Annotated in this window: 24 protein-coding genes; 19 read left to right on the top strand and 5 right to left on the bottom strand. The window is 65.4% G+C overall.

Translation table 11 applies throughout. From position 1 onward, the window contains the following. Positions 1–77 precede the first annotated feature (77 nt). Together CO675_RS23710 and CO675_RS23715 are read right to left on the bottom strand one after the other, a co-directional pair. The gene (locus CO675_RS23710; protein ID WP_097674247.1) at positions 78–1,298 is read right to left on the bottom strand and encodes an amidohydrolase family protein; all 1,221 of its coding nucleotides are present in this window, start codon (positions 1,296–1,298) and stop codon (positions 78–80) included. Between the two features lie 17 nt (positions 1,299–1,315). Beyond that, a complete protein-coding gene (locus tag CO675_RS23715) occupies positions 1,316–2,299 on the bottom strand; it encodes a polysaccharide deacetylase family protein (protein ID WP_097674307.1) in 984 nt (327 codons plus the stop codon). Between the two features lie 142 nt (positions 2,300–2,441). On the opposite strand from CO675_RS23715, the gene CO675_RS23720 reads away from it, so the two are divergent. The 15 genes from CO675_RS23720 (at position 2,442) to CO675_RS23790 (ending at position 20,991) form a co-directional block, all read left to right on the top strand. After that, positions 2,442–3,644 carry an ABC transporter substrate-binding protein gene (locus CO675_RS23720; RefSeq protein ID WP_097674248.1) on the top strand — a complete coding sequence of 401 codons (1,203 nt, stop codon included), beginning with the start codon at positions 2,442–2,444 and terminating at the stop codon, positions 3,642–3,644. Positions 3,645–3,684: 40 nt separating this feature from the next. Next, positions 3,685–4,560 carry a branched-chain amino acid ABC transporter permease gene (locus tag CO675_RS23725; RefSeq protein ID WP_097674249.1) on the top strand — a complete coding sequence of 292 codons (876 nt, stop codon included), beginning with the start codon at positions 3,685–3,687 and terminating at the stop codon, positions 4,558–4,560. Then, complete coding sequence (locus CO675_RS23730) at positions 4,557–7,091, top strand: branched-chain amino acid ABC transporter ATP-binding protein/permease (RefSeq protein WP_097674250.1); 2,535 nt, start codon at positions 4,557–4,559, stop codon at positions 7,089–7,091. The genes CO675_RS23725 and CO675_RS23730 overlap by 4 nt, the downstream gene beginning before the upstream one ends. A gap of 15 nt (positions 7,092–7,106) precedes the next feature. Continuing rightward, entirely contained in the window at positions 7,107–8,045 is a 939-nt protein-coding gene (locus tag CO675_RS23735; RefSeq protein ID WP_097674251.1) for an oxamate carbamoyltransferase subunit AllH family protein, read from the top strand. A 207-nt stretch (positions 8,046–8,252) separates the two neighbouring features. Next, positions 8,253–8,441 (top strand): hypothetical protein, encoded by a 189-nt coding sequence (locus CO675_RS23740; RefSeq protein ID WP_050404632.1) that lies wholly within the window; start codon positions 8,253–8,255, stop codon positions 8,439–8,441. 10 nt (positions 8,442–8,451) lie between these two features. Beyond that, complete coding sequence (locus CO675_RS23745; protein ID WP_097674252.1) at positions 8,452–9,702, top strand: YlbE family protein; 1,251 nt, start codon at positions 8,452–8,454, stop codon at positions 9,700–9,702. Then, a complete protein-coding gene (gene fdrA / locus CO675_RS23750; RefSeq protein WP_097674253.1) occupies positions 9,699–11,207 on the top strand; it encodes an acyl-CoA synthetase FdrA in 1,509 nt (502 codons plus the stop codon). Before CO675_RS23745 ends, fdrA (CO675_RS23750) begins: the two co-directional genes overlap by 4 nt. 4 nt (positions 11,208–11,211) lie before the next feature. Further along, positions 11,212–12,171: a carbamate kinase gene (gene arcC / locus CO675_RS23755; protein WP_097674254.1), complete on the top strand. Its 960-nt coding sequence runs from the start codon at positions 11,212–11,214 to the stop codon at positions 12,169–12,171. Continuing rightward, entirely contained in the window at positions 12,120–14,003 is a 1,884-nt protein-coding gene (gene fdrA, locus CO675_RS23760; RefSeq protein ID WP_198964718.1) for an acyl-CoA synthetase FdrA, read from the top strand. The genes arcC and fdrA (CO675_RS23760) overlap by 52 nt, the downstream gene beginning before the upstream one ends. After that, positions 14,003–15,448, top strand: coding sequence for a YlbE family protein (locus CO675_RS23765; protein WP_097674308.1), 1,446 nt, complete (start codon positions 14,003–14,005; stop codon positions 15,446–15,448). The genes fdrA (CO675_RS23760) and CO675_RS23765 overlap by 1 nt, the downstream gene beginning before the upstream one ends. Positions 15,449–15,549: 101 nt before the next feature. Further along, positions 15,550–16,536 carry a BMP family protein gene (locus CO675_RS23770; protein WP_097674256.1) on the top strand — a complete coding sequence of 329 codons (987 nt, stop codon included), beginning with the start codon at positions 15,550–15,552 and terminating at the stop codon, positions 16,534–16,536. 2 nt (positions 16,537–16,538) lie between these two features. Further along, a complete protein-coding gene (locus CO675_RS23775; RefSeq protein WP_097674257.1) occupies positions 16,539–18,092 on the top strand; it encodes an ABC transporter ATP-binding protein in 1,554 nt (517 codons plus the stop codon). Between the two features lie 13 nt (positions 18,093–18,105). Further along, positions 18,106–19,194: an ABC transporter permease gene (locus tag CO675_RS23780; RefSeq protein ID WP_097674309.1), complete on the top strand. Its 1,089-nt coding sequence runs from the start codon at positions 18,106–18,108 to the stop codon at positions 19,192–19,194. A gap of 11 nt (positions 19,195–19,205) precedes the next feature. Continuing rightward, complete coding sequence (locus CO675_RS23785) at positions 19,206–20,114, top strand: ABC transporter permease (protein WP_245452877.1); 909 nt, start codon at positions 19,206–19,208, stop codon at positions 20,112–20,114. Between the two features lie 58 nt (positions 20,115–20,172). Then, the gene (locus CO675_RS23790) at positions 20,173–20,991 is read left to right on the top strand and encodes a cysteine hydrolase family protein (protein WP_245452878.1); all 819 of its coding nucleotides are present in this window, start codon (positions 20,173–20,175) and stop codon (positions 20,989–20,991) included. A gap of 87 nt (positions 20,992–21,078) precedes the next feature. Here the strand turns inward: CO675_RS23790 and plsY are convergent, their stop codons facing one another. Next, positions 21,079–21,753 (bottom strand): glycerol-3-phosphate 1-O-acyltransferase PlsY, encoded by a 675-nt coding sequence (gene plsY / locus CO675_RS23795; RefSeq protein WP_097674259.1) that lies wholly within the window; start codon positions 21,751–21,753, stop codon positions 21,079–21,081. Positions 21,754–21,951: 198 nt separating this feature from the next. Between plsY and CO675_RS23800 the strand changes: the two genes are divergently transcribed. From CO675_RS23800 to CO675_RS23810, 3 genes are all read left to right on the top strand, one after another. Further along, positions 21,952–22,467, top strand: coding sequence for a GNAT family N-acetyltransferase (locus CO675_RS23800; protein ID WP_097674311.1), 516 nt, complete (start codon positions 21,952–21,954; stop codon positions 22,465–22,467). Positions 22,468–22,575: 108 nt separating this feature from the next. Then, positions 22,576–23,031, top strand: a complete 456-nt coding sequence (locus CO675_RS23805; protein WP_097674260.1) for a cupin domain-containing protein — start codon at positions 22,576–22,578, stop codon at positions 23,029–23,031. Positions 23,032–23,122: 91 nt separating this feature from the next. Further along, positions 23,123–23,305 (top strand): hypothetical protein, encoded by a 183-nt coding sequence (locus CO675_RS23810; protein WP_097674261.1) that lies wholly within the window; start codon positions 23,123–23,125, stop codon positions 23,303–23,305. 16 nt (positions 23,306–23,321) lie between these two features. Here the strand turns inward: CO675_RS23810 and CO675_RS23815 are convergent, their stop codons facing one another. Both CO675_RS23815 and CO675_RS23820 read right to left on the bottom strand, forming a co-directional pair. Continuing rightward, positions 23,322–24,257, bottom strand: coding sequence for a diacylglycerol kinase catalytic domain-containing protein (locus tag CO675_RS23815; RefSeq protein ID WP_097674262.1), 936 nt, complete (start codon positions 24,255–24,257; stop codon positions 23,322–23,324). Then, complete coding sequence (locus CO675_RS23820; protein WP_097674263.1) at positions 24,241–25,284, bottom strand: SPFH domain-containing protein; 1,044 nt, start codon at positions 25,282–25,284, stop codon at positions 24,241–24,243. Before CO675_RS23820 ends, CO675_RS23815 begins: the two co-directional genes overlap by 17 nt. A 120-nt stretch (positions 25,285–25,404) precedes the next feature. On the opposite strand from CO675_RS23820, the gene CO675_RS23825 reads away from it, so the two are divergent. Continuing rightward, positions 25,405–26,112: an NUDIX hydrolase gene (locus CO675_RS23825; protein WP_097674264.1), complete on the top strand. Its 708-nt coding sequence runs from the start codon at positions 25,405–25,407 to the stop codon at positions 26,110–26,112. Position 26,113 lies beyond the last annotated feature (1 nt).

Genomic DNA, 26,113 nt, shown 5'->3' on the forward strand with positions numbered 1-26,113 from the left:
GCGGACCGGTTCCCGGCGCAAGCAGCTGGGATTGAGATCGGCATTACGACTGTTCGTCAAGTGCGATTCCTCCATGTTCACTGCTTCCGGGTGCCGGCCGCAACCATCACGCCGCTCTGCGCGACGAGTCGGCCGGCCTTGTAGACATCGCGTGGCTTGGGACGAGCGACCACGGCTTCCTGGACATGCCGGGCGTCCAGCACGACGAAATCCGCCGTTCCGCCGACGGTGAGGCCGTAATCCTTGAGGCCGAGTGCGCGCGCTGCGTTGGTCGTGACCATGTCAAAGGCCGCGGCCAATTGATCGTCCGTGTTGAAGCCGGAGCGATAGCCGACCATCATTGCGCGTTCGAGCAGGTCGCCGTCGCCGTAGGGCCACCAGGAGTCGCGGATGTTGTCGTTGCCGGAGAACACGGTGACGCCGGCATCGCGAAGCAGCAACACGGGCGGAAATGCGTGCGCGCCGGGAGCGTTGGTGAAAATGGCGACGCCGGCTTCGGCAAGCCGCTGCGCGGTCCGTTGAGCCACCTCGACGGCCACTTCGCCGAGCGCATAGGCATGACTGATCGTGACCTTGCCGCCAAGGCCCGACGCCTTGGTGCGTCGCGCGATCTCCTCGATTTCCGAGATGCCCTGCAGACCGCCGTCATGCAGATGAATATCGATGCCGACGCCATGCCGCTCGGCGATCCCGAAGACGACGTCAAGATGCCCGGCGACGTCACCATCATGGCCTGCGGGATCGAGACCGCCGATCAGATCGGCGCCGGCGCGAACGGCTTCCTCAAGCAATCCGGCCGTTCCGGGCGATGTCACGATGCCGCTCTGGGGAAACGCGACGATCTGGATTGAAACCTTCTCCCGGTGCGCGTCTCGCGCGGCGGCGATCGGTTCGAAATGTCGCAAGCCGACCTCGGCATCGACATCCACATGGCTGCGCATGTGGGTCGTGCCCTGCGAGACGCAAAGATCGATCAGGGCCGCGGCCCGAACCGGGATCGGCTTGGCGGAGGCGAGGGCTTCCTTCTCGAACTTGACGCGCTCGCGCACGTTGAAGCCCGCGGTGCAAGGCCGATGCGGCTTCCAGTCGTCGCCGATGAAGCATTTGTCGAGGTGGATGTGGCCTTCGACCATGCCGGGGAGCACCAGGCGCCGGCCAAGATCGCGGCTTTCGCCGACTGCGCCGTAGCTTTGCGGGGACGATGCGAGCGCCACGATCTTGCCGCCGCGGACGGCGATTTCGACCAGCTGGCCGTCGGGCAGCCGTGCGTTCTGAAAGAGTGTGTCGATGGCGGTCAATTCAAGTCTCCAGTTTCTTATGTCGGGACGATGCCGTCGGGCAGGGCGCGTGAAAATGCCGCGATCTCGCCGGCGGTGGTGATCCAGATGTCCTCGCGCCGTGCGACGATCGCCTGCAGGGCGCGCCGCAGCGGCCGCAGCCGATGGGGTTGGCCGACCAGATATGGATGCAGCGCGATCCCCATCACCAGTGACTGCTTGGCGGATTGCGTCAGCATCTCCTCGAATGTGTCCGTGATCATGGTCGCAAACTGTTCGCCGCTGTCCTTGCGTCCGACAATCGAGGGGATGTCGTTCAGTTCCTGTGGATAGGGCACGGACAGGATCCGCCCGCCATCCCTTGTCGAGAACCACACCGGCTGATCGTCCATGCACCAGTCGAGCAGGTATTGGTAGCCCGCTTCGGCGAGGAGGTCCGGCGTGACCGCCGATTGCGAGATCCACGGACCGAGCCAGCCGAGCGGCCGGCGTCCCTCCGCCCGCGCGATGACATCCGTCGCCTCCGCGATCAGTTGCTGCTCCTCGGCAGGTGAGAGCACGCCCTGCCGTTCGGAATTGGTACGTCCATGGCCGACGACCTCGTCGCCGCGCGCGCGAAATGCGTCCATGACTTCCGGGCAGTAGTGATAGATGCTGCTGTTCGCGAGCACGGAGACCGGCAGTTTCAGTTCATCGAACAGATCGATGAGCCGCCACACGCCGACCCGGTTGCCGTAATCGCGCCAGGCGTAGTTGAGGACGTCCGGATGTGGACCGCCTGGGCAGAGTTCGGCGCCGAGTCCATCGCCGAACGCGAAATGCTCGAGGTTGAGCGCGATGTAGACCGCGAGGCGCCTTTCGCTGGGCCACAGGAAATCGGGGCGGCGCGTGATCGCGCTGTAGCGGTAGCGGTCATGAGAACGGAGACCGCGTGCCGGATCCGGCGGTTGCGCGGATGTTGCACCGCCGAGAACGCCACGCGAAGTGGCCCGCTCCGGTTCCGCTCCAGTCTCCCGTTGCATTGCAATCTCCATCCGGCGCGCGATCAGCCGCTTGACATTCGTCGATTTGTGAAGAAAGTTTTTACTTCCGTCAAGGCCGCGGAGACAGCGGCAGCGGACCAGAGGCGGCTTGGGAGCCGTCGGAGCGGGAGGAATTGCAGAAATGAGCTACGCTTGTACCCCCATCACCGGGTTGTGCCGCCGCGTTGTCTTGCAGGGCGCGCTCGCCATTCTCATCGGCTCTGTGCCGCTCGCGGAGCGGGTGCGGGCCGCCGAGCCGATCAAGATCGGCCTGGTCACCGCGCTGTCGGGGCAGTCGGCACGCGCCGGCGAGGCATTGACCCGCGGCGCCACGATCGCGATCGAGGAGATCAACGCCAAGGGCGGCGTGCTCGGCCGTCCGCTGGAACTGGTACGCCGTGACGATGAGAGCAATCCCGCGAAGGGGCTGACCGCCGCGCGCGAACTGATCCAGCGCGAGAAGGTCGCGGTGCTGCTCGGCGGTCTCGATACGCCGGTCCAGCTTGCGATCGTGCCGTTCGTCAACAACGTCAAGATGCCGTTCGTCGTGCCTTGGGCCGCCGGAACCAACATCACCCAGAACGGCGCCGCGTCCAACTACGTGTTCCGCGTCTCGGCGATGGACGACGAGGTCGACAAGGCGATCGTCGCATTCGCCGGCAAGACCTTCGCCGCCAAGAAGCCGGGCCTCATCCTCGTCAACAATCCCTGGGGCGAATCGAACGAGCATGGGCTGCGCGCGGCGCTGAAGGCGGCCGGGATCGAGCCGGCGGGTGTCGAGAAGTTCGAGGCGAACGATGTCGACGTGGTCGCGCAATTGTCCCGGCTCAAGCAGGCCGGCGCCGATTCCCTGTTCCTGGTCGGCAATGTCGGTCCTGCCTCGCAGGTCGTGAAATCGCTCGACCGGATGGGCTGGGCGCCGCCGATCGTGTCGCATTGGGGACCGGCCGGCGGCCGCTTCACCGAGCTCGCCGGGCCGAGCGCCGAGAGCGTCGTCTTCGTCCAGACCTACAGCTTTTTCGGCAACCTCTCGCCGGTCGGCAAGCGCGTGCTCGCCGAGTTGCAGGCGAAGTATCCGGACATCAAGGGCGCGGCGGACGTGACGCCCGCGGTCGGCTTTGCCAACGCCTATGACAGCGTCCTGGTGATCGCCGGCGCGATCCAGAAAGCCGGCAGCACCGACCCGACCGCCATTCGCGACGGCTTCTACGGAATCGACCGGCTGGAAGGCCTGATCAAGACCTACGAGAAGCCGTTCGCCCAGGACAAGCACGATGCGCTGACGGCGCAGGACTACATCTGGGCCCATTTCGAGGACAACCACATCCTGCCGTTCAAGAACTGACGGCAGCGGTCGTCCAGCAAGCAGATCGGGGTGATCATCGATGTCGTTTCTTTCGGCGATAATAACCGGAATGGCGCTGGGGAGCATGTACGGTCTGCTCGCGCTGGGCTTTCACGTCACGTACGCCGTATCCGGCACGGTCAACTTCTCGCAGGGCAGCTCGATGACCCTGGGAGCCGTTGCCGGATACTTCTTCCTCATCGTGTGGGGCTGGCCGGCCGCGATCGGCATCCCCGCGGTGTTGCTGGTCTGCGCGGTCTACGGCGTCCTGATTGAACGTTTCGCGGTTCGTCCGTTCGTGCTGCGCGGGTCGGAAAACTGGCTGATGGCGACCGTTGCGGTCGGCATCATCGTCGACAACGTGATGCTGTTCGTGTTCGGCAAGGAGCCGCGCAGCTTCCCGTCGGTGCTCGCGGCCAGGCCGATCCAGATCGTGGAGGGGGCAGGGGTCTATCCGCTCCAGCTGCTGATTCCCGTGGTCGGCCTGTTGCTTGCGCTGGCGCTGCATCTGATCACCCGCCGCACGCGGCATGGCGTCGCGATGCTTGCGGTGGTGCAGAACCCCAATGCCGCGCGGCTGATGGGCATCAACGTCAGCGGCGCCATTGCGGCGAGCTATGCGGTGTCGGCGATGCTGGCGGGCGTCGCCGCGCTGCTGATCGCGCCGCTGTTCAACGTCTCGTCCGAGATGGGCACGCTGTTCGGCATCAAGGCGTTCGCCGCCGCGATCATCGGCGGTCTTGGCAGCGCCTGGGGCGTCATGCTCGCCGGATTGTGTCTTGGCCTGATCGAGGTGTTCGCGACCAACTATCTCGGGTCGGTCTACACCCAGATCATCACATTCGCTTCCGTTATCGTCATCCTCGTCGTCATGCCGCACGGGCTGCTCGGCCGAGCTGGAGTTAAGAAGGTATGACCTCGCGCGCCTCCCTTCTCGTCGCAGTCGCGGCGTTCGCGATTGCTGTCGGCTATGCCGCTGTCGCGGACAGCTATTCGGTGTTCCTGATCGCGACGATTTCGCTGACGGCGATCGGCTGCATCGGCCTCAACGTCCTGCTCGGCCTCGCGGGCCAGATTTCGCTCGGCCATATCGGCTTCATGGCGATCGGCGCATACACCACCGTGCTGCTGATGGAGAAGGCCGGCTGGCCGTACCTCGCCGCGACGGCGGGGGCCATCGTGCTGGTCAGCATCGTCGGCGGGCTGCTCGCGATGCCGGCGCTGCGCGTGCGCGGGCCGTATCTGGCGATGGTGACGATCGCCTTCGGCTTCATCGTCGAGCATGTCACGATCGAGTGGCGCGATCTCACCGGCGGCGGCAACGGCCTGATGCTGAGCGCGCCGCCGAGCGTGTTCGGCTATGCGCTGTCCGAGCGTTCGCTTGCCATCGCCGGCGTCGTGCTGGTGTTTGCCGGCCTTATCCTGTTCGAGCGGCTGAAGCGCAGCGGCTGGGGCTATGCCATGCGCGCCGCCCGCGATACCGAGGTCGCGACGCGCTCACTTGGCATCGATCTGGTGCATGTCCGCGCCGTGGCCTTCGTGATCTCGGCGGCCGCGATGGCGCTGGCCGGCGCGCTGTTCGCACCGCTGCAGGGCTATATCAGCCCGAGCTCGTTTCCGTTCCTGCAATCGGTGCTGCTGTTGTTCGCGGTGATGGTCGGCGGCGCCGGCTCGGTGCTCGGCCCCGTGATCGGCGCAGCGCTGGTGGTGCTGCTGCCGGAAGCGCTGTCGGATCTCGCCGAGTATCGCCTGCTGGCGTTCGGCGTGTTGCTGTTCGTCGTGCTGCGCGCCGCGCCCTCCGGCATTGTCGGACTCGTGGAGCAGCTCGCGGCAAAATTCCTGCCGGCGCGCAAGTCGGTGGCCGAGCCCGCGATCGCCGCAGCGGAAACCGATGCGGCGATCCTGGAGACGCACAACGCGGCGGGGCTCGACGTGACGGATCTGTCGATCTCGTTCGGCGGCGTGCGCGCGGTCCAGGGCGTCTCGTTCAAGGCGGCGCCGGGTGCCGTCACCAGCATCATCGGTCCCAACGGCGCCGGCAAGACCAGCGCGCTCAATCTGCTCTGCGGCTTCTACCGGCCGCAGGCGGGGTCGGTGAAGCTCGGCGATCGCGATGTCACGGGCATGACGTCGCACTTGCTGGCGCGGGTCGGCGTGGCGCGCACGTTCCAGACCACGCAGCTGTTCGGCTCGCTCACGATCCTGGAGAACATCCTGTTGGCCGAGCGGGTCGGCCGGCTCGGCGGCGTTGTCTCGGCGCTGCGCAACGCGGAGACCGAGCGTTTCGCCCGGTTCCTGCTGCGCTTTGCCGGTGTCGACGGCGACGTCGATCGCCTCGCGGATTCGTTGTCCCATGGCGAGAAGCGGCTGGTCGAGATCGCACGCGCGCTCGCGCTACGGCCCCGCATCCTGCTGCTCGACGAGCCTGCGGCCGGCCTCTCGAAGGGCGACAAGCAGCGCCTGACCGTGCTGTTGCGCCGGATCGCCGATCTCGGGATCGCCGTCATCATCGTCGAGCACGACATGCCGATGATCATGTCGTTGAGCGATCTCATCGTCGTGCTCGACGGCGGCAAGCGCATCGCGATCGGCGATGCGGCGGCGATCCGCAACGATCCGCTGGTCCGCAAGGCCTATCTCGGCGACGCCACGCCCGGTGAGAAGAGCCGCGCGCCGCGGCCGGCACGGCAGGGGACCGCGCTTGAGGTCAAGACGCTCGATTCGTTCTATGGCCTGTCGCGCGCCCTGAACGGGATCGATCTGGTGATCGCTCCCGGCGAGGCGGTCGCCGTGCTCGGCGCCAACGGCGCCGGCAAGACCACACTGATGCGGTCGATCGCCGGACTCGAGCCGCCGCGCTCCACGGGCGAAGTTCGGCTCGCCGAGACGCGCATCGACCGGATGCCCGCACATGTTCGTGCCCGCAATGGCGTCGTGCTGGTGCCGGAAGGGCGGCAGGTGTTTCCGGAGCTGACGGTAAAGCAGAACCTGCAGCTCGGCGCCTATGCGCGCAAGGGAATAGACCTCGATGCCGAGATCGAGGCGATGTTCGTGCGCTTCCCGCGGCTCAAGGAGCGTATCGACCAGCGCGCCGGCCTGCTGTCCGGAGGCGAGCAGCAGATGCTCGCGGTTGCACGCGGCCTCCTGACCGGGCCGAAGATCTACATGCTGGACGAGCCATCGCTCGGGTTGGCGCCGCTCGTGGTCGATGAACTGTTCGCGTCCTTCGAGCGGCTGCGCAGCGAGGGCATGACCATCATCGTGGTCGATCAGATGGCAGGCCACGCGCTCGCGCTGGCCGACCGGGCCTATCTGCTGGAGACCGGTGCGATCCTGAAGAGCGGCGCTGCCGACATCATCGCCGAGGATCCGCTGCTCGAGGCGGCCTATCTGGGCGGTGAGGCCCAGGCCGGCGCGCCGCAACGGTTCGCGGCCCAGGCACGCTGAGGGAGGTGAGGGCGGATGTTGGTCGGAGGCCGCGAAGCTGACGGAAGGCAGCCAGGTCGCACGAGTGCGCCCGGCGAGCGGCGTCCCGAGCTCACAGCGATCTGTGCCGATGTGGAAGTGGGGCTCCTTGCCGACAAGGCGCTTCGCGATCGCGCCGCGGGCCAGGTCGTCGCCGTGTTCGAACGTTCGTTCTACGCCGTGATCGACGGAATCTGGATCTGCGTTGGGCGGATCGGTATCGGATCGGGCCCGTTGCACGTGGTCGGCGACTTCCGATGGCCTAGATTGGCGGTCGGCGACCCCGTGCGGGTCGTGGACTCCATTCTGTGGATCGGTGCGACGCCGCTCGCAAATCTGGCAACGCGGTCCGTCTGGGCGCCGCCTGCTGCGCCACACTGGTCGACGGGCAGCCTCCGGCGCGGTCTTGAAGCCGTCGATGCCGTGTGGACCGGCGATCTGATTGCGGAGGGTCTCGCCGCGGTCGGAGCCGGACATGCTCCGGGCGACGCATCTCCGCTTGTTCGAGCCGCCATGCCTGGTCTCGCTGCACTGGAGCTAATCCTCGCAGGCTCGGATGAGAATGCGGATCGCGGGTCCGGGCTTGGCAGCCTGATCGGTCTCGGGCCGGGGCTGACGCCATCCGGCGACGATCTGATCGGCGGTGCGCTGATTGCGTTGGCCGCACTGGGACGCATCGAATCTCGCGACGCATTGTGGGAACATTGCCGCGCGCTGCTCGACGGCACCAACGACATCAGCCGCATCCATCTGCGCGCGGCGGCGCTGGGCTACGGCGCGGCGGCACTGCACGCTGCCGTCCACGCAACGATGAGCGGGGAGGCCGCCGGATTTCGCCGCGCTCTCACGGCTCTGACGGCGATCGGACATACATCCGGACTGGATGCGTTTGCCGGCGGTCTGATCGTCCTGCGCCACGCCCTTCGCGAACGGTGACGCTGTTGCCGATCGAATTTCGAGTTCTCCCAGACTGCTCCGAACGAAGTTCGGAGCACTTTTTTTTAAGGCGGATTTCGCTCCGGCCGGTCCGCTGTTCGAGCGGATACGGAAATTCGCATTTTCCGGGAATCCGGTCTTGACGAAGTAAGTGTTTTCTTATTTACTTGGACGCAACGAAAACGAAACTTGATTAGGGCGGAGACGATGACGGATCAGGATAGGCCGCAGTATCAGCAGTTGCTGGCGCGTAAGGTCGAAGTCGTGAATGTCGGGCTTGAGGGGTTCGTGAAGGACCTCCGCGACTGCGGCATCGACGTCGTTCACGTCGACTGGAAGCCGTCGGCGGGCGGCGATCCGCAGATGGCGGCCCTGCTCGCGAAGCTCGGTGTGTGAGGGCGCACCGATGAAACTGATCGAAGACGCAAACCAGCAGGCGCTCACCCGGATACTCGAAGGGGAGCCGCGGCTGATCGACATCGTTCCCGCCCGAGAATTGATCCCGGGCCTGCGCGAACGGATGATCCTCCACGCCGGGCCACCGATCTCCTGGGACCGGATGTGCGGCCCGATGCGCGGTGCGGTCGCGGGCGCCATCGTGTTCGAGGGATGGGCGAAGGATCTGCCGACTGCGACCAAGCTCGCTGCCAATGGCGAGATCGAGTTTCACCCGAATCATCACTTCGGCGCGGTCGGCCCGATGACCGGCATGACCACGATGTCGATGCCTTTGTTTGTGGTCGAGAACGCGCGCTTCTCCAATCGCGCCTATTGCGCGATCAACGAGGGGCTCGGCAAGGTGATGCGCTTCGGCGGCAACGACGCCAGCGTGCTGAAGCGGCTCGCCTGGCTGCGCGATGTGTTCGGGCCGACGCTCGGCAAGGCGATCCGCGCCGCGGGCGGCATTGACCTCAAATCGATCGTCGCGCGGGGCCTGTCGATGGGCGACGAACTGCACCAGCGCAATCTGGCCTGCTCGAGCGTGTTCCTGCGCGAGATCGCGCCCTGGATGGCGCGAACCTCGACCGACAACGGCGTTCTCGCCGAATGCCTCGCGTTCATTGGGCAGAACGATCAGTTCTTCCTCAACATCGCGATGGCGATGGGCAAGGCGATCACCGATCCAGCCAACGGCATCCGGGGCTCGACCATCGTCACCACCATGTGCCGCAACGGCACCGATTTCGGGATCCGCGTCAGCGGGCTCGGCGAGCAATGGTTCACCGCGCCGGTCGAAATGCCGGAGGGGCTGTATTTTGCCGGCTATTCCGAGAAGGACGCCAATCCGGACATGGGCGATTCCGCCATCGTCGAGACGATCGGCCTGGGTGGATTTGCGATGGCGGCGGCGCCGGCTGTCGCAGGCTTCGTCGGCGCCGGCGCGCCGTCCGAGGCTGGCAACTTCACCCGCTCGATGGGCGAGATCACGGTTGCGCAGAATCCGGAATGGACCATCGCCGCAATGGACTTCGCGGGCGTGCCGACCGGCATCGATATCCGTCTGGTCGTTGATTCCGGCGTGGTGCCGGTCATCAACACGGGCATCGCGCATCGCGAGCCCGGCATCGGCCAGGTCGGTGCCGGCGTGGTCAAGGCGCCGTTGGCGTGCTTCCAGCAGGCGATCGTCGCGATCGCGAAGGATTTGGGTGTGTCATGAACGTCGTCGTCCTGAACGAGGTCCGCAAGGGATTCTATCTCGACTCGGTCGCACTGATGCGGCTGTCGCGCGAGGTGGCCGGCTCGCCCGGCGTGATCGAGGCGGCGCTGATGATGGGAACGCCGTCGAACGCCGCGATCATGCGCAACGCGGGACTGCTCGAGGAGGGCACTGCCGTGAAGGGCAATGACCTCGTGATCGCGGTGAAGGCCGAGTCCGAGACCGCTGCCCGCGAAGCCCTCGACAATGCGATCAAGTCGCTCGACAAGCCGAAGACGCAGGGCGAGGCTCAGTCTGCCTGGCGGCCGCACTCGATCGCCGCCGCGGTGAAGGTCAGGCCGGAGATCAATCTTGCGCTGATCTCGGTTCCCGGCGAGTTCGCAGCCTCCGAGGCCCGCAAGGCGCTCAATCGCGGCCTGCATGTCCTGATGTTCAGCGACAACGTGTCCCTCGAGGACGAATTGTCGCTCAAGCAACAGGCGCGGGCGGCCGGCCTCCTGATGATGGGGCCGGATTGCGGAACCGCTGTGATCGGCGGCGCGCCGCTGGCGTTCGCCAACAAGATCAGGCGCGGCAGGATCGGCATCATCGGCGCGTCGGGGACCGGCACGCAGGAAGTCTCGTGCCTGATCTCGGAAGCCGGCGCGGGCATTTCCCACGCCATCGGGGTCGGCGGGCGCGATCTGAAGAAGGATATCGGTGGCATCACCACGCTGATGGCGATCGATGCATTCGAGTCCGATCCGGAAACCGATCACGTGGTGCTGATCTCGAAGCCGCCGCATCCCGATGTCGCCAAATCCGTGCTTGAGCGGATCGGCAGAAGCCGGAAGTCGTACACCGTGTGTTTCATCGGCGCTTCGGAGATCGAGCTGCCGCCGAACGCCCGCTTCTCGCCGACACTGAAGGGCGCCGCGGAATTGGCGCTGGGCGACAAGAAGATCGGCGCGGGCTTCGATGCGAATGCGGTGGCATCACGGCTTCCGCGCAGCGGCCGCGGCGGGATCGAGGGCTTGTTCGCCGGCGGAACGCTGTGTGCCGAAGCGCAGGTGATCCTCGCTGCCGCTGGCCGGAAGGTGGCGTCGAATGCCGCGATCCCCGGCGTGGTCAAGCTCGGCGTCGAGCCGAATGCCGGACGGGATCGGCTGATCGACCTCGGCGACGACGAATATACCCGTGGCCGGCCGCACCCGATGATCGACCCCTCGGTGCGCGATGATGCGTTGCGTGCTGCGCTCAAAAACCGCGATCTTTCGGTGGTGCTGCTCGATCTTGTGCTCGGCTACGGCGCGCATGCCGATCCTGCCGAGCATCTGACGAAGATCGTCGCCGATCGCGGGCAGGATGCGCCGGCGTTGATCGCGTCCGTCGTCGGCACGGAGCAGGATCCGCAAGGGCGCTCCGCCCAGGTCAGGAAACTGGAGCAGGCCGGAATCCTCGTTGCGCCGTCGAACGCCCAGGCGTGCGAGCTTGCGGTTGCCATCGTCCAGAATGCCGGGAGGTAACAAAATGCGTACACTTAATGACGTGCCGCGCCGCCTGGTGGTCGCGATCGGTGGCAATGCGGTTCACCCCGAGGATATCAGGGGCACTTCCCAGGAGCAGAAGTCGGTCGCGCAGATCACTGCGGAGGCACTGCTGCCGCTTGCGCAACTCGACAATGAGCTGGTCATCACCCACGGCAACGGCCCGGTCGTCGGCAAGATCATGATGCGCCAGATGCTGACGATGAGCCGAATCCCGCCGATGGACATGGACATCTGCGTCGCGCACAGCCAGGGCGGCATCGGCTATCTCCTGATGCAAGCGATCGAGAATGCCCTGCGCGAACAGGGCAACCAGCGACATGTGGCAAGCCTGCTGACCCAGGTAGAGGTGGACAAGGACGATCCGGCGTTCAAGAATCCGACCAAGTTCGTCGGACCGTTCTTCTCCGAGGACGAAGCGAAGAAGATTAGTGCGGAGCTCAATTGGGCGATGCGTGAGGATTCAGGACGCGGCTGGCGTCATGTCGTGCCGTCGCCGAAGCCCAAGCATGTCTGCGACATCTCGCTGGTCGACGCATTGGTCAAGCGGGGGACGATCGTCATTGCCGGAGGCGGCGGCGGCGTTCCAGTGGTCCGTGATGCGAAGGGCGTGCGCACGGGCGTGCCGGCGGTCATCGACAAGGATTTGACGTCGGCTCATATCGCCAATGTGCTGGGCATCGAAGAGTTGCTGATCCTGACCGCAGTCCCGCGCGTCGCGGTGAATTTCGGCAAGCCGAACAAGAAGGACCTGGATCAGGTCAGCCTCGAGGAGATCAAGGCCTACCACCGTGAGGGACATTTTCCGCCGGGAAGCATGGGACCCAAGGTCGATGCGGCGATCCGGTTTCTCGAGGGCGGCGGCAAACGCGCGATCATCAGTCACCTCGATTGCGCCATGGCGGCGCTGCGGGGCGAGACCGGGACGCACGTCGTTCAGTAATCACCGAGATTGGCACCTCGGCGAGATATCTTCGCCCGCGCCAATCTGCCTTCGAGCGTCGCGCAAGATGGCGGTCCGATCTTGATGGCCGCCGTGGTGCCCGCGCTCACCGAGTTGAAGCAGGTGAGACGCATCGGCGCCTCATTCTGATCAGGCAACCGAGCTGGCCGCTGGCTCAAGCTCACACACAAGACAAACAAGCAGCCTGCGGGATTCAAGGGAACGACAAGGCAATGGCCATTCAATCCAGCATAAGGGCGAACCTGTACAAGGATTCCGTGTCGTTGATGCGGATCTCGCAGGTCACGGTCGCGCGGACCGGCGTGCAGCGGGTCACGCTGTTGATGGGGACGCGCAGCAACAAGGAGTTCTTGCAGCAGGCCGGGCTGATGAGTCCGGCGCTCGAGAGCGCCAAGCCGGGCGATATCATGATCGTCGTGGCAGACGATGCGCCCGACAAGCTCGCAGCTGCGGAGCGGGAGATTCATTCCCAGATCGCCGGCGAAGAACCGAAGGGCGGATCGACTGAAGCCGCGGCGGAAGCACCGCCGCGCTCGATCTCCGGCGGCGTCGCGATGGCCGATCATGCCGATCTCGCATTGATCTCGGTGCCGGGGCCCTATGCCGCGGCGGAGGCCTTGAAGGCGCTGCGCCAGGGTCTGAACGTGCTGCTGTTCAGCGACAACGTGCCGATCGAGCAAGAGGTGGCGATCAAGCGCGTTGCTGCGCAGAAGGGCCTGCTGGTGATGGGACCAGATTGCGGCACGGCCATCATCAATGGCGTGCCGCTTGGATTTGCTAACGTCGTTCGGCGCGGCGCGATCGGGCTCGTCGGTGCGTCCGGCACCGGCCTGCAGGAGGTGATGTGCCAGATCCATCGCCATGGCCAGGGCATCTCGCAGGCGATAGGCACCGGCAGCCACGACGTCTCAAGCGAGGTCGGCGGCATCACCATGCTGCAGGGCCTGGAGTTGCTGGCCGCCGACGCGCAGACCAAAGTCGTAGCCATTGTCTCCAAGCCTCCTGCGCCTGACGTGCAGAAGCGGGTGGTCGAGCGCGCTCGCGCGATCGGAAAGCCGGTCGTGATCTGCTTCCTCGGCGGCGAGCCGGCAGCATCCGCCGGTAATGTTCACCGCACGTCGTCGCTCGAGGAAACGGCGCGGCAGGCGGTCGCGCTTGCGGGAGCGCGCCAATCCGGGGGCGACGAACAATCCGCCGAACAGTTCGCAGAGCGGGTCTGCGCGTCGCTGGCGCCGTCGCAGCGCTACCTGCGCGGTCTCTACTCCGGTGGAACGTTCTGCTCGGAAGCCCAGACCATTTGGCGGGCGGCGGGCATTCGTGCCCGGTCGAACGTGCCGCTTGCCGGCGCAGATCGTCTCGCCGACGTGGAACAGAGCCACGGGCACACGGCGATCGATCTCGGCAGCGACGAATTCACAGTAGGGCGTCCGCATCCGATGATCGACTATGGCGTACGGATCGAACGGCTGCTCAAGGAAGCGGACGATCCGACGGTTGCCTGCGTCGTCCTGGACGTCGTGCTCGGCTACGGCAGCCACCCCAATCCGGCCGAGGTCCTGGCTCCGGCGATCCGCCGGGCGAAGGCCGCGGCGCGAGCGCAGGGGCGGGAGCTTCCCGTGCTCTGCTTCGTCTGCGGCACGGGTTCAGATCCGCAGCCCTACGAGATCCAGAAAGCCATGTTGGCGGACGCCGGCGCGGAGATTGTCGGCAGCAGCACGGGCGCAGCTCGTGTTGCACAAGCCATCGCGGGCCGCATGGCCGCGGATGACAACGCCACGGGGCGCCGCGTGATGCAAGGTGGAGAACGATGATGAACGCAGCCTCTTCCGCGCTCCAGGACAAGACATCGGTCATCAGCCTCGGCGCCTCCGGCCTCGATCGCGGTGTCGAAAGCAGTGGTGCCCCGCTGGTGCGTCTGCAGTGGCAGCCGGTCGGCGACGGAAGTCCCGAGGTCGCCTGGAGCCTTGCGCAGCTGGTCGGCGACGCCGGTGATGCCGACTGCCCGGGATCACGGATCGATCGCGCCAATGCGGAGGTGCTCGAGCGTATCCTGACCGCGCAGCCGGTATGGGTCGATGTCGCGGCCCACGCGTCCGAGGTCTGGCCGGACATGGGCCGGACGCTGCTTCATGCCGGTCCGCCGATCGCGTGGAATGATATGTGCGGTCCGATGAAGGGGGCGGTCGTCGGCGCAATTCTCTACGAGAAATGGGCGACGACCCAGCAGGAGGCCGAACGGCTCGTCGCGGCAGGCGGCATCCGCTTCGCGCCGTGCCACGAATTCGGTGCGGTCGGGCCGATGACCGGGATCATCTCGCCATCGATGCCGCTGTTCGTGGTGCTGAACCAGACCACCGGCAACCGAGCCTATGCGCCGATGATGGAATCCGGCGGCGCCAAGACCCTGCGTTTCGGGGCCTTCGCGCCCGAGGTGATCGAAGGCCTCAAGCTGATCGAGAATGTGCTGGCTCCATGCCTGAAGGCCGCAGTCGCCGGCATCGACGGCGGCTTGCCGTTGAAGCCGCTGATGTCGCAGTCGTTGCACATGGGCGACGATGTCCACAATCGCAACACGGCGGCGACCCTACTGCTGTATCGTGCCGTCACGGAATCGCTAATCAAGTCATCGATCTCGCGCGATCTGGTTGACGAAACGCTGCGGACGATCGGGGCGGACGACATGTTCTTCCTCAGCCTGTCGATGGCGGCGTGCAAGGCGACCATGGATGCCGCCCACGGCGTGCCGTTCAGCAGCATCGTGACCGCAATGGCGCGCAACGGTGTGAATGTCGGCATCCGGGTCAGTGGCCTCGACGGACAATGGTTTGTCGGTCCGGCCGACATCCCGGTGGGCCTGTTCCTGCCCGGCTTCAGCGAAGCCGATGCCAATCCCGATATCGGCGACAGCGCGATCACCGAGACCGCGGGGCTGGGCGCGTTCGCGATGGCGGCGGCTCCCGCGATGGTCCAGTTCGTCGGCGGCACGCCGCAGGACGCGCTGCGTTATTCGCGCGAGATGGCGCATGTCACGATCGGGCGCAATCCCGGCTTCACTCTGCCGATGCTCGATTTCATCGGAGCGCCTGTTGGCATCGACATTCGCAAGGTCGTGGACGAGGGCAGGCGGCCGGTCATCAACACCGCGACCGCGCACAAGGAGCCGGGTATGGGGATCATCGGCGCCGGCGTCGTGCAGGCTCCGATGAAATGCTTCGTCGACGCCGTCGGCGCGCTGGCGACGGCGGCTACGAGATGACGTTGCTTCGATCTTGAGAACGACGGCGCGGTCGCGCCGCCGACTGAAAAAATGCCGCAACAAACAATGCGGCGACACCGGGAACGAACAGGAGGAAACACATGAACGGTACCCGTCGTGCATTTCTGCAAACAAGTCTGCTCTCGGCAGCCTTCATCGGTTCATCGGGCCGGCTCGCGTTCGCCGACGATGCGAAGCCGCTGCGCATCGGTATTCTGATTCCGGGATCGCGGGCCGACCATGGCTGGATGGAGTCGGCCTACAACGGCATGAAGGCGGCCGAGCAGCGCCACGGCAAGAAGGTCGTGATCACGTCGATCGAGAACGTCAAGTTCGCCGACATGGAACAGGCGCTCGTCACGCTCGCGAGCAAGAACGACATGGTGATCGGCGCCGCGGGGCAGACCCAGGCATCGGTGCTCAAGGTCGCCAAGCGATTCCCGAAGGTGAAGTTTTCCATCGTCGGCCCGACCGGACAGCCGACCGAGAATGTCGCGCAATACGACGTGCTGCAGGCCCAGATCGGCTTCATTGCCGGCGCGGTCGCTGCGATGATGTCGAAGAACGGCGCGGTGAGCTACGTCGGCGGTCTTGAAATCCCGGCCATCGTCAACACCGGAACGGAGTTCGCGAACGGCGCCAAGCACGTCAAGCCGGATACCAAATGCTTCGTGACCTACACCGGCGACTTCGACGATGTCGCCAAGGCGAAGGAAGCGACCCTTGCCGCGATCGCGCAGGGCGCCGACGTCCACTACAACATCCTCAATCTCGGCGTGCGCGGGATGGAGCAGGCGGCGCGCGAGAAGGGCACCAGGATGATCGGGAGCTACACCAACTACTGCTCCGACAACAACGCGCTCTACATCGCCTACACGGTCAGCGGCATCGGCTTCATGGTCGAATATGCCATCGACCAGGCCGTCGCCGGAACGTGGCACCCGGAGTACAAGCAGTTCGGCCTGGCCATGGGGCCGCGCTCGGCCGACATCGAGATCTGCGCCGGGGCGACGCCGGAGATCCAGGCCAAGATCAAGGAGCTCAAGGACGATCTGCTGTCGAACAAGATCAAAGTCAAGGTGGGCTGACCGTGGCTCTTCTCGAACTGTCTGGCTTGACCAAGCGCTTCGGGGCTTTCACCGCGCTCGACGACATATCGCTGCTGATCGAGCGCGGCGAGGTGCACTGCCTGCTCGGCGAGAACGGTGCCGGCAAATCGACATTGTGCAACCTGGTGTTCGGGGTACACCGGCCGGATGCCGGCACGATGACGCTGGGCGGCGAGCCGTTCGATCCGCGCGGCCCGGCGGAAGCGCTGCAGCGCGGCGTCGTGATGGTGCATCAGCATTTCAGCCTGGTGCCCAACATGAGCGTCGCCGAGAACCTGATGCTCGGCCGCGCCAGCGCGGTGCTGAAGCCGCAAGACATTATCGTTCGGATGGAGCAGCTCGCCGCCGAATACGGCCTCGAGATCGACCCCGAGGCACGGATCGACGAGCTTTCGGTCGGTGAGCGGCAGCGGGTCGAGATCATCAAATGCCTGCTCGGCGATCCGCAACTGCTCGTGCTCGACGAACCGACGGCCGTGCTGCAGCCCGGCGAAATCGATGCGCTGCTTGCGATCTGCCGCCAGGTGGCGCTGCGTGGAAAATCCGTGATCCTGGTGACGCACAAGCTCGGCGAAATCAGCCGGGTGGCCGATCGCACGACGGTGCTGCGGCAGGGCCGGATCATCGAGACCGTCACGATGGAGGGCGCCGACATCCGGTCGCTGGTGCGCTCCATGGTCGGCCGCGACGTCCAGTCGGCAGGCTCGGTGCTCGCTGCCGCGGTCGACATCGAAGGCAAGACGCCGGCAAAGCCCTCGGACGCAGCCGGCCCGGTGTCGCCGGGCGAGGCGGTGCTGCAGATCTCGGACCTCGTGTATCGCGACCCGCATGGCGTGCCGCGGCTCGACGGCCTGAGCCTCACGGTCGGGACCGGCGAGATCGTCGGGATCGCGGGCGTCGAGGGCAACGGCCAGACCGAACTCGGATTGATCCTGGCCGGGCTCGCCGCGCCGAGCGCCGGCGCGATCGTGGTCGGCGGGACACAGGTCGGCGGCTGCACGCCGCAGGAGATCACCGATGCGGGCGTCGGTATCGTTCCCGAGGACCGCCACGCGGTGGCCTGCATCAAGGAATTGTCGGTGGCCGAGAACCTGTTTCTCGGCGCGATCGGAAAATTCAGCCGCTTCGGCCTGCTCGACAAGTCGGCGCGCCGCAAGGCGGCGGAGGCGATGATGCGCGACTTCGACGTGCGGGCGAGCAGCCCCGACGTTTCGATGGCAAGCCTCTCCGGCGGCAATCAGCAGAAGGCGGTGCTTGCGCGCGAGCTTTCGCTCGATCCGCTGGTGTTCCTGCTCGCCGCGCAGCCGACGCGCGGGCTCGACGTCGGTGCGATCGAGGCGGTCTACAATCGGATTCGTGCCGCGCGCGATGACGGCCTCGGGGTGCTCCTGATCTCCAGCGAGCTCGAGGAGCTGATGGCGGTGTCGGATCGGATTGCTGTGATCTACCGCGGAAAGCTGGTTGGCGAGCTCGCGGCGGGGGCGTTCAGCCGCGAGGCGATCGGCGCGATGATGTCGGGGCATGCGCATGTCTAGGTTGGCCATGGTTATGAAAAATCCGAAGCTCGCGCGGGTCGCAAAGGGTGCGAGACTCGAGCTCGTGCCATTGCAGGTTCTGGTTCCGGTGGTGTCGACCATCATCGCGCTCGGGATCGGCCTGCTCATCATCGCAGCCACCGGTGCATCCGTCCTGGAGGCGATCGAAGCCTTCTGGGACGGCATGGCAGGAAGCGACTTCAACATCGGTGCTTCGATCAATCGCGCCATCAGCCTCGCGCTGGTCGGTCTCGGCTTCATCTTCGCCAGCCGCGCCAACCTGACCAATGTGGGCGGTGAGGGGCAGATCGCGATGGGCGGCATGTTCGCCACGGCCGCGGCCTTGCACGGCGCCGGCGACCTGCCGCTGGGGCTAGCCTTTATCGTGCCGCTTGCTGTCGGAACCATCGCCGGAGCTGTCTGGGGTGGCCTAGCCGGCTTCCTCAAGGCGGCGCGCGGCACCAACGAGGTCATCAGCACCTTGCTGCTCAGCTTCATTGCGCTGCCGCTGGTGTACTGGTCCGTCGAATCCTTTCACTTGCTGCGCAAGCCGATCAGCGACGTGTCGTCGCTGCCGGAATCAGCGGAGATTCCTGACACGACCAAGCTGCCGCTGCTGTTTCCGGACAATGGATCGCCGCTCCATATCGGCTTGCTGATCGCAGCGATCGCGGTCGTCGTGGTGTGGCTGGTGCTCAAGCACAGCACGCTCGGTCTGCGGCTGCGCGCCGTCGGCCTGAATGCGACGGCCTCCCGCCGTGCGGGCATGCGGACGAGCTTCTACGTGATCCTGGCCATGACGGTCTCCGGCGGCCTGGGCGGTCTCGGCGGCGCGATCATGATCCTCGGCCAGCAGTTCTATCTGACGAGCGATTTCTCGTCCGGTTACGGATTTGACGGCCTGGTGGTCGGCTTGCTGTCGCGCGGCTCGGCCGTCGGCGTCGTGATCGGTGCGTTGCTGTTCGGATTCCTGCGGTCGGGATCCATCAATATGGAAATCTCGGCGCACGTCCCGTCCGCCGTGGTTCTGATCTGCCAGGGCCTGATCGTCATCGTCATTGCAGGCTCCGCAATCCTCACCAACCGAAAGGTGACCCGATGATTGACGAACAAATGGCCGTTTTCATTGGCTCCGGACTTCGTCTCGCGGTTCCGATCATCTTCGCCGCAACCGGCGAGATGCTGAGCGAGCGCGCCGGCGTGCTCAACCTCAGTCTTGACGGCATGATGTTGATGTCGGCCTTTACGGCGGCGCTGGCATCCTGGGCGACTGGCTCGCCGCTTCTCGGCGTGGCGGCCGGCGTCCTGGTCGCGATGGCGGTTGCTGCGGTCCAGGCCGTGCTGAGCGTGACGTTGCGCGCAAATCAACTGGTGGTCGGGATCGGGTTCAACATCCTGGCGTTGGGATCAACGACGTTCCTCTACCGCGAAATCTTCGGGCCGCTGTCGCGCGACCCGATTCCGGGTTTTGCACAGCTCAATCTGCCGTGGCTCGCGCATATCCCGGTGATCGGACCGGCATTGGCGAACCAGACCGGCCTTGCCTATGTCAGCATCCTGATGGTCGTCGTGACCTGGTTGATCCTGAAGTACACGTCGTTCGGGCTGGCGGTGCGGGCGGTCGGCGAGGATCCGCGCGCCGCGGACAAGGCCGGCATCAGTGTGGCCAAGACCCGCTATCTCGGCGTGCTCTATGCGGGCATTCTGGCGGGCCTCGGCGGCGCGTTCATGTCGGTCGCCGACAGCAACACGTTCACCGAGAACATGACCAAGGGCGCGGGCTATCTTGCGATCACGGCCGTGATCTTCGGCGGCTGGAATCCCTGGTACACGCTGGCCGCCTGCCTGCTGTTCGGTTTCGCGACCGCGCTGCAATTCCTGGTACCGGCGCTGCAGCTCGATGTGCCGGTCGCGTTGCTGTTGCTGCTGCCATATCTGCTGGCGCTGGTCGCCATCGCCGGCTTCGTCGGCAAGAGCAGGCAGCCCTCGGCCCTGACCATTCCGTTCGAACGGGGCGGTTGATCGCAACAGACTTCAAGAAAACATAGGCAAGAAAACATAGCCAAGGGAGGAAAGTCCGATGATGAATTCCACTTTAGCAAAGGCCGCGGAATCCGCTGGGTCCAGCACCGCCAATCCTCTTGGGTCCGCGCCCGGCTACCAATGGCTGGTCGACGACGCCAACGTCAACATGGCGATGGCGCCGCCGCCGCCCAAGGCGGTCACGATCGATGCGCAGCCGCAAACGGTGACGGTCGATCTGCACCGCACCGCTCTCATCGTCGTCGACATGCAGAACGACTTCTGCGCAAAGGGGGGATGGGTCGACCATCTCGGCCTCGACCACACGCCGGATCGGGCGCCGATCGAGCCGCTGCAGAAGCTTCTCCCGGTGTTGCGGAGCGCCGGCGTGCAAATCATCTGGCTGAACTGGGGCAATCGGCCCGATCTGAAGAACATGGCGCCCAACCAGCTCCATCTCTACAAGCCGAAGGGCGTCGGCATCGGCCTTGGCGAGCCGTTGCCGGGCAGCGGCGCGCGCGTGCTGCAGAAGGACAGTTGGGCCGCGGCCGTTGTCGATGAATTGAAGCAGGAGCCGGAAGACATTCACGTCGACAAATACCGGATCAGCGGCTTCTGGGACACGCCGCTGGACAGCATTCTACGCAATCTCGGAACCAAGACGATCCTGTTTGGCGGCGTTAACACCGATCAATGCGTGCTGCATTCGCTCACCGACGCGAACTTCCTGGGCTACGGCTGCCTTCTGGTTGAGGACTGCTGCGCAACGACGTCGCCTGGCTACTGCGTTGAAGCAACCCTGTTCAACGTCAAGAAGTGCTTCGGCTTCGTGACGCATTCGTCTGACGTCATCAAGGCGATCTCAGGCGCGGCGTAAACAGACGCAGTCGTTACCGGCAGCAGCGCGGCATCACCGGGCTGTCGCTTGCGACGTCGGTCGTGCTCAGAGTGCCCATTTCTAGCTTTACGACGCCGCTTTCGATTCTCGTCCACCTGACCCCAGGCGCGGCTCGGTCCCGGCCAGTAGCCGCTGAATGTTGGCACGATGGCGCGCGATCACGTAGAGGCCACCCGCGATGACCAGCAGCCGATAGGGCAGCGGCTGCTCCAACGCGCAGACCAGCGCGATCGCTGTGAGCGCCGCCACCATCGAACCAAGCGACACCATCCGGGAAAGCGCCAGCACGGCGCCGAAAGCTGCGGCGGCGCCCAAGCCGACCGGCCAGGACAGCGCCAGCAATACGCCGAGCCCTGCTGCTGCGGATTTGCCACCCGTAAAATTCAGCCAGATCGAACGGCTGTGCCCGAACAAGACCGCAAGTCCGGCCAGGCAGACCGCCCAGGGCAGCAAGGTTTGCAGATCGGTCGGTGGCGTGACGGACGGCAATGTCCCGAGCCAGGAATAGTACCAGCCGGCAAACGGGATCGCCGCCGCGCCCTTCAGCACATCAACCAGGAGGACCGCCAGCGCGGGCCACTTGCCCAGGGTTCGCAACACGTTTGTGGCCCCGGTTGACCTGGAGCCGTGCTCCCGGATGTCGATACCCTTCAGCAGTTTCCCCGCCAGATAGCCCGCGGGTATCGAGCCGAGAAGGTAGGCTGTCGCCAGTCCAGCTACACTCGCGATCCAGAAAATCATCGGCTTCTCCTTGATGCGCCAGTGTCAGGCAAGCGTCATCGGGAGTCTACCTCTATGCGACGGCCGATGCCGCAGATAGGAGAGGGGGAATCGCTTACCCGCTGCAACCCCCTTTGGAATAGGCTGGCTACGCGATAGAAATTGCGAGCGACATGCCGATTGATCGGCCATTCTGCCGCGACGGAGACCGGACACGGAATGACGACGCACGCCATCGAGATTCGCCGCCTCCTGCCTGCCGACGCCGCGCTTTATCGCGACATCCGCCTCGAGGCATTGCGCTTCAGCCCCGAGGCATTCGGCAGTGCGTATGAGACGGAGAGCGTTCATCCCGTCGGCTGGTTCGCGGAGAGGCTCGCGGGCGCAGTTGTGATTCTTGGGGCGTTTCGGGGCGGCGAACTCGCCGGCATCGTCGGCTTCATCGCGGCGGAAGGGCCGAAACGCCAGCACAAGGGCGCGTTGGTGAGCATGTATGTACGGCAGCAAGCCCGGCGCGCCGGTGTCGGCCGGCTGCTGGTCGATGCCGCGCTCGCGCTCGCCGCGCAATCGGTCGAGCTGGTGCAGCTCGTCGTGGTGAAAGGCAACGAGCCTGCCTGCCGGCTCTACCAGCGCGCGGGGTTTGTCGAGTACGGGCTGGAGAAGCATGCCCTGAAGATCGACGGCCACTATTACGACGACATCCTGATGGCCAAGGACCTGCTCGGGCGCGCTTGACGTCGTACAAGCTGGGGCGTCACAATTCCGGCGGCCCGTTGCGATAGCCGCACATCCACGCTTAACGTCGCGCATTCGTTTGCTGTCAACGCCCCCGGGGATGCTGCCATGCCGAAGATCGATCTGACAAACGTGCCGGAACGCAAGGGCTCTGGCTATCCGGCCGAGTTCGCCGCACCGTGCGCGGAACGAATCCGGCAGCGTCTCGGCGACGCCAGCGGGCTTGCCGATTTCGGCGTCAATCTGATGCGGCTGCCGCCGGGCAACTGGTCGAGCCAGCGCCATTGGCATTCGGACGAGGACGAGTTCGTCTATGTGCTTGCGGGCGAGGTGGTGCTGGTTGAGGACGATGGCGAGACCGTGCTGCGCGCCGGCGACTGCGCGGCATTCCCGAAGAATTCGGGCAACGGGCACCACATGATCAACCGGTCGCAGATGACGGCGACCTATCTCGAGGTCGGCTCGCGCTCGCGCGCCGACGTCATCACCTGTTCCGACATCGACATGATGAGCCCGAGCTCCGACGGCCGCTTCCTGCACAAGGACGGCCAGCCGTACGAATAGGTCCTGAACCGCAAGCCGGCGCGAAAATCCGGCGTTGCGGATTGGCCGGCGAAGGACCAATCTTCCGGAGAGGGAGCTTTGGTCAAGGCCCATGGCGGAATGGTATTTCATCTGGATTGACGGCCCGCGCGGCCCCGAGCCGCAGAAATGGTCGTCGGACGCGCTGTGGGGCCAGCTTGCGCGCCAGGACATCATTGTCCGCTTTCCCTTGACGGAGCGCGAGGCGCGGCTGTCGATCGATCAGCTGGTGCGGCTGCATCCCGTGCCGCAGTGAGCTGTGCGCGGCGGGCTCACACCACCAGCCGTCCTTCGCGCTCCGCGACCGTGATCTGGGCTTCCGTTCCCGAGTTGAAATCGAGCCGGTCGGCTTCGATGCCGTCGCTGAAGATGACGCCGTTCTCGGGCATCAGCGAGCGGACGCTGAGGCGCTCGGTGCGTTCGAGGCTGCCGCAGACGAGTGTGACCTGCGAGGTGCGGCTCGGAAACGGCTCGCGCACCGCAAAGCGCAGCGCGCCGGCGTCCCAGGCCTGCGGCAGATAGGGCGGGCTGCCGGCGCCGGCGCCGAAGCTGCCTGCGATCGCGAGCGAACCGGTGACGATGCTCTTGAACCAGGCCGTCGAACCGAGACCGGTCGCGACGATCAGGCCGCTCGAGGACTGCCGCTCCTTCCGATCGGCGAGGGCGATTTCGTAGACGGCCGATGTATGCGTGCGCGCACCGATGAAGAGATCGTTGACGGCATAGAGGATCTGGCCGTCGGTGAGGGTGGCCTTGGCCATCGTCACCGCCTTGTGGCCGCGCTTATCCGCGGCGACCTCGCGCAGCAGGGCAGGGAGGTCGCGCGGCGCGAACGGCAGCAGGACGCCGTCATAGCGCCTGGCATCCGGATTGAGTCCGATCAGCGGATGGCCGTCGAGATACTTCATCGTGTTGGCGACGACGCCATCCTGGCCGAGCGCCACCACGATGTCGGAGGGGCCGAAGATGAAGTTCGGCAGAAAGCTCCGGTCGATCACCTGGTAACGGCCCCATTGCTCCAGCACCTGTACGGTGACGTGGCGCTCGGCCTGGTAGACGTCGTGCTCGCGCTGGTAATCGGAGAAGTCGGCGCCGAGATGCTCGACATAGAATCGCGCCTGCGCCGCCGTCAGGTATTTGGCGATCAGCTCCTCGAGCCGCGTCTTGCGGGTGACGAGGACGATCTTGCGGTCATTGTCGGCGGGCACGGGGAGCCTCCGCGACGGGCCTGTCCAGCAGCGTGTTGAGCAGGTCGGGCGAGACGTTGAGCTGACCGATCTTCTCGGCCTTCTCTGCGATGCCGCTGAAGGCCTGCGCGATCAGCTGTCCCGGCTGCATGCCGGCTGCGGCCAGCGCCTGGATCACGCGGGTGTCGACGCCCTCGAAGATCTTCATCAGCGCGCCGACCCGATAGGCTTCGGCATCGGCCAAGGTGCGAGTGTTCTCGGCGTTGAGGCCGACGAAATCCTTGCGCTTGCTCTCCAGCGTGATGTCGGCGACCATGCCGGCCTCGCGCAGCTCGGCCTGCTTGGCCGCGACGCTCGCTTCGGCGTCCATCTGGGTCTCCCGGATCGAGCGCTTCTTCTGCTCGACGGCGATCTCGGTGTCGAGCTCGCTCTCGCGAATGGCGCGTTCCTGCTCCACCGCAAAGTTGCGTCGCGCGAAGATCGCCTCGTCCGCACTCTTGAGGATCGCCTCGCGCGCCTCGGCCTCCAGTGCCTTGGCGGTGTCCGGCGTCGGCTTCACGCCGCGGATGGAGACGCCGAGGATTTCGAGCCCGAGGGCAGCGATATCGGCGCGGGCGCGCAGTCCGCTTTCGATCAGGCCGGCGATGCGGTCGGCGGCCTGCAGCGCCTCCTTCAGGGTCAGTTCCTTGACCGCCTGCTGTGCCAGCACCTCGACGGTCGCGAGAATCCGCTGCGCCAACTGCTCCGGGTCGTCGGACTCGTAGGTCTTGCCGTCGGCCTTGAGGGTGAAGTTGAGCATCGCGGCAGCCTTCTGCGGCTCGCTGATCCGGTAGGTGACATGGCCCTGGATGGTCAGCGCCTGAAAGTCGCGCGCGATCTGCTGGAAGATGAAGGCGGCGTCGCGGCTGCCGATCGGGACGGCGACCAGCGAGGTGACCGGGCCATAATAGAAGCCGGACAGGCCAGCGCCCTGCTGGGTCACCGCGCCGCGGCGGTACTTCATGAGATAGGTGGTCGGCTGGGCCTTGATGAAGCGGAGACCGAACATGGCGTGCACTCCTAAGTAAGTGTGTCTAGGCAACTAAGTTAGTTGGACTGTACAACTAAGTATGTTATTGTCAAGGCCAGCGGCGAGAAGGTTCACGCCAGCAGGGGAAGCGGGGAGAGCATGCCCGAGAAGCCGGAACTCGACTTTCCGAGGCCGCTGACGACGGTCGACGTCGTCATTTTCGCCATACGGTCAGACGCGCTTCAGGTTCTGCTGGTTCAACGCCCAAGAGCGGAAACCGAGCCGTTTCCAGGGTCTTGGGCCTTACCCGGCGGCTTCGTCGATATTGCCGGTGATCGCGACCTCGAAGCCTGCGCGGCGCGCAAGCTGAAGGACAAGACCGGCGTGGTCAGTCCGTATCTGGAGCAACTCGGCAGCTGGGGCAGCGCATCAAGGGATCCGCGCGGCTGGTCGGCGACGCATGCCTACTTCGCATTGCTGCCGGAACACGCCGCGGGCGGCGCGCTGGCCGCGGATGCGCAGTGGTTCGCGATCGAGGGCGAGAGAGTGAGGCCGAAGCTTGCCTTCGACCACGCCGAGATCCTGCAGGCGGCGGTGCAGCGTTTGCGGAGCAAGGTCGAGTATACCTCGCTCCCCACCTATCTGATGCCGCCGGAGTTTACGCTGCCGGAATTGCAGCGGACCTATGAGATTGTGCTCGATCGTCTGCTAGAGAAAAGCGCCTTCCGCACCCGTATGCTCGCCGCCGATTTGATCGAACCAGTTGCGAAGATGCGCAAGGGACCGAACCGCCCGGCGCAGCTCTACCGGCTGAAGAAAGCGAGGGCGCCGGTGTTCTTTGCACGGACGTTCAATCCGCCGGGCTGAC

Origin of the sequence: Bradyrhizobium sp. C9 (assembly GCF_002532045.1) — a bacterium.
Taxonomy (GTDB): Bacteria; Pseudomonadota; Alphaproteobacteria; order Rhizobiales; family Xanthobacteraceae; genus Bradyrhizobium.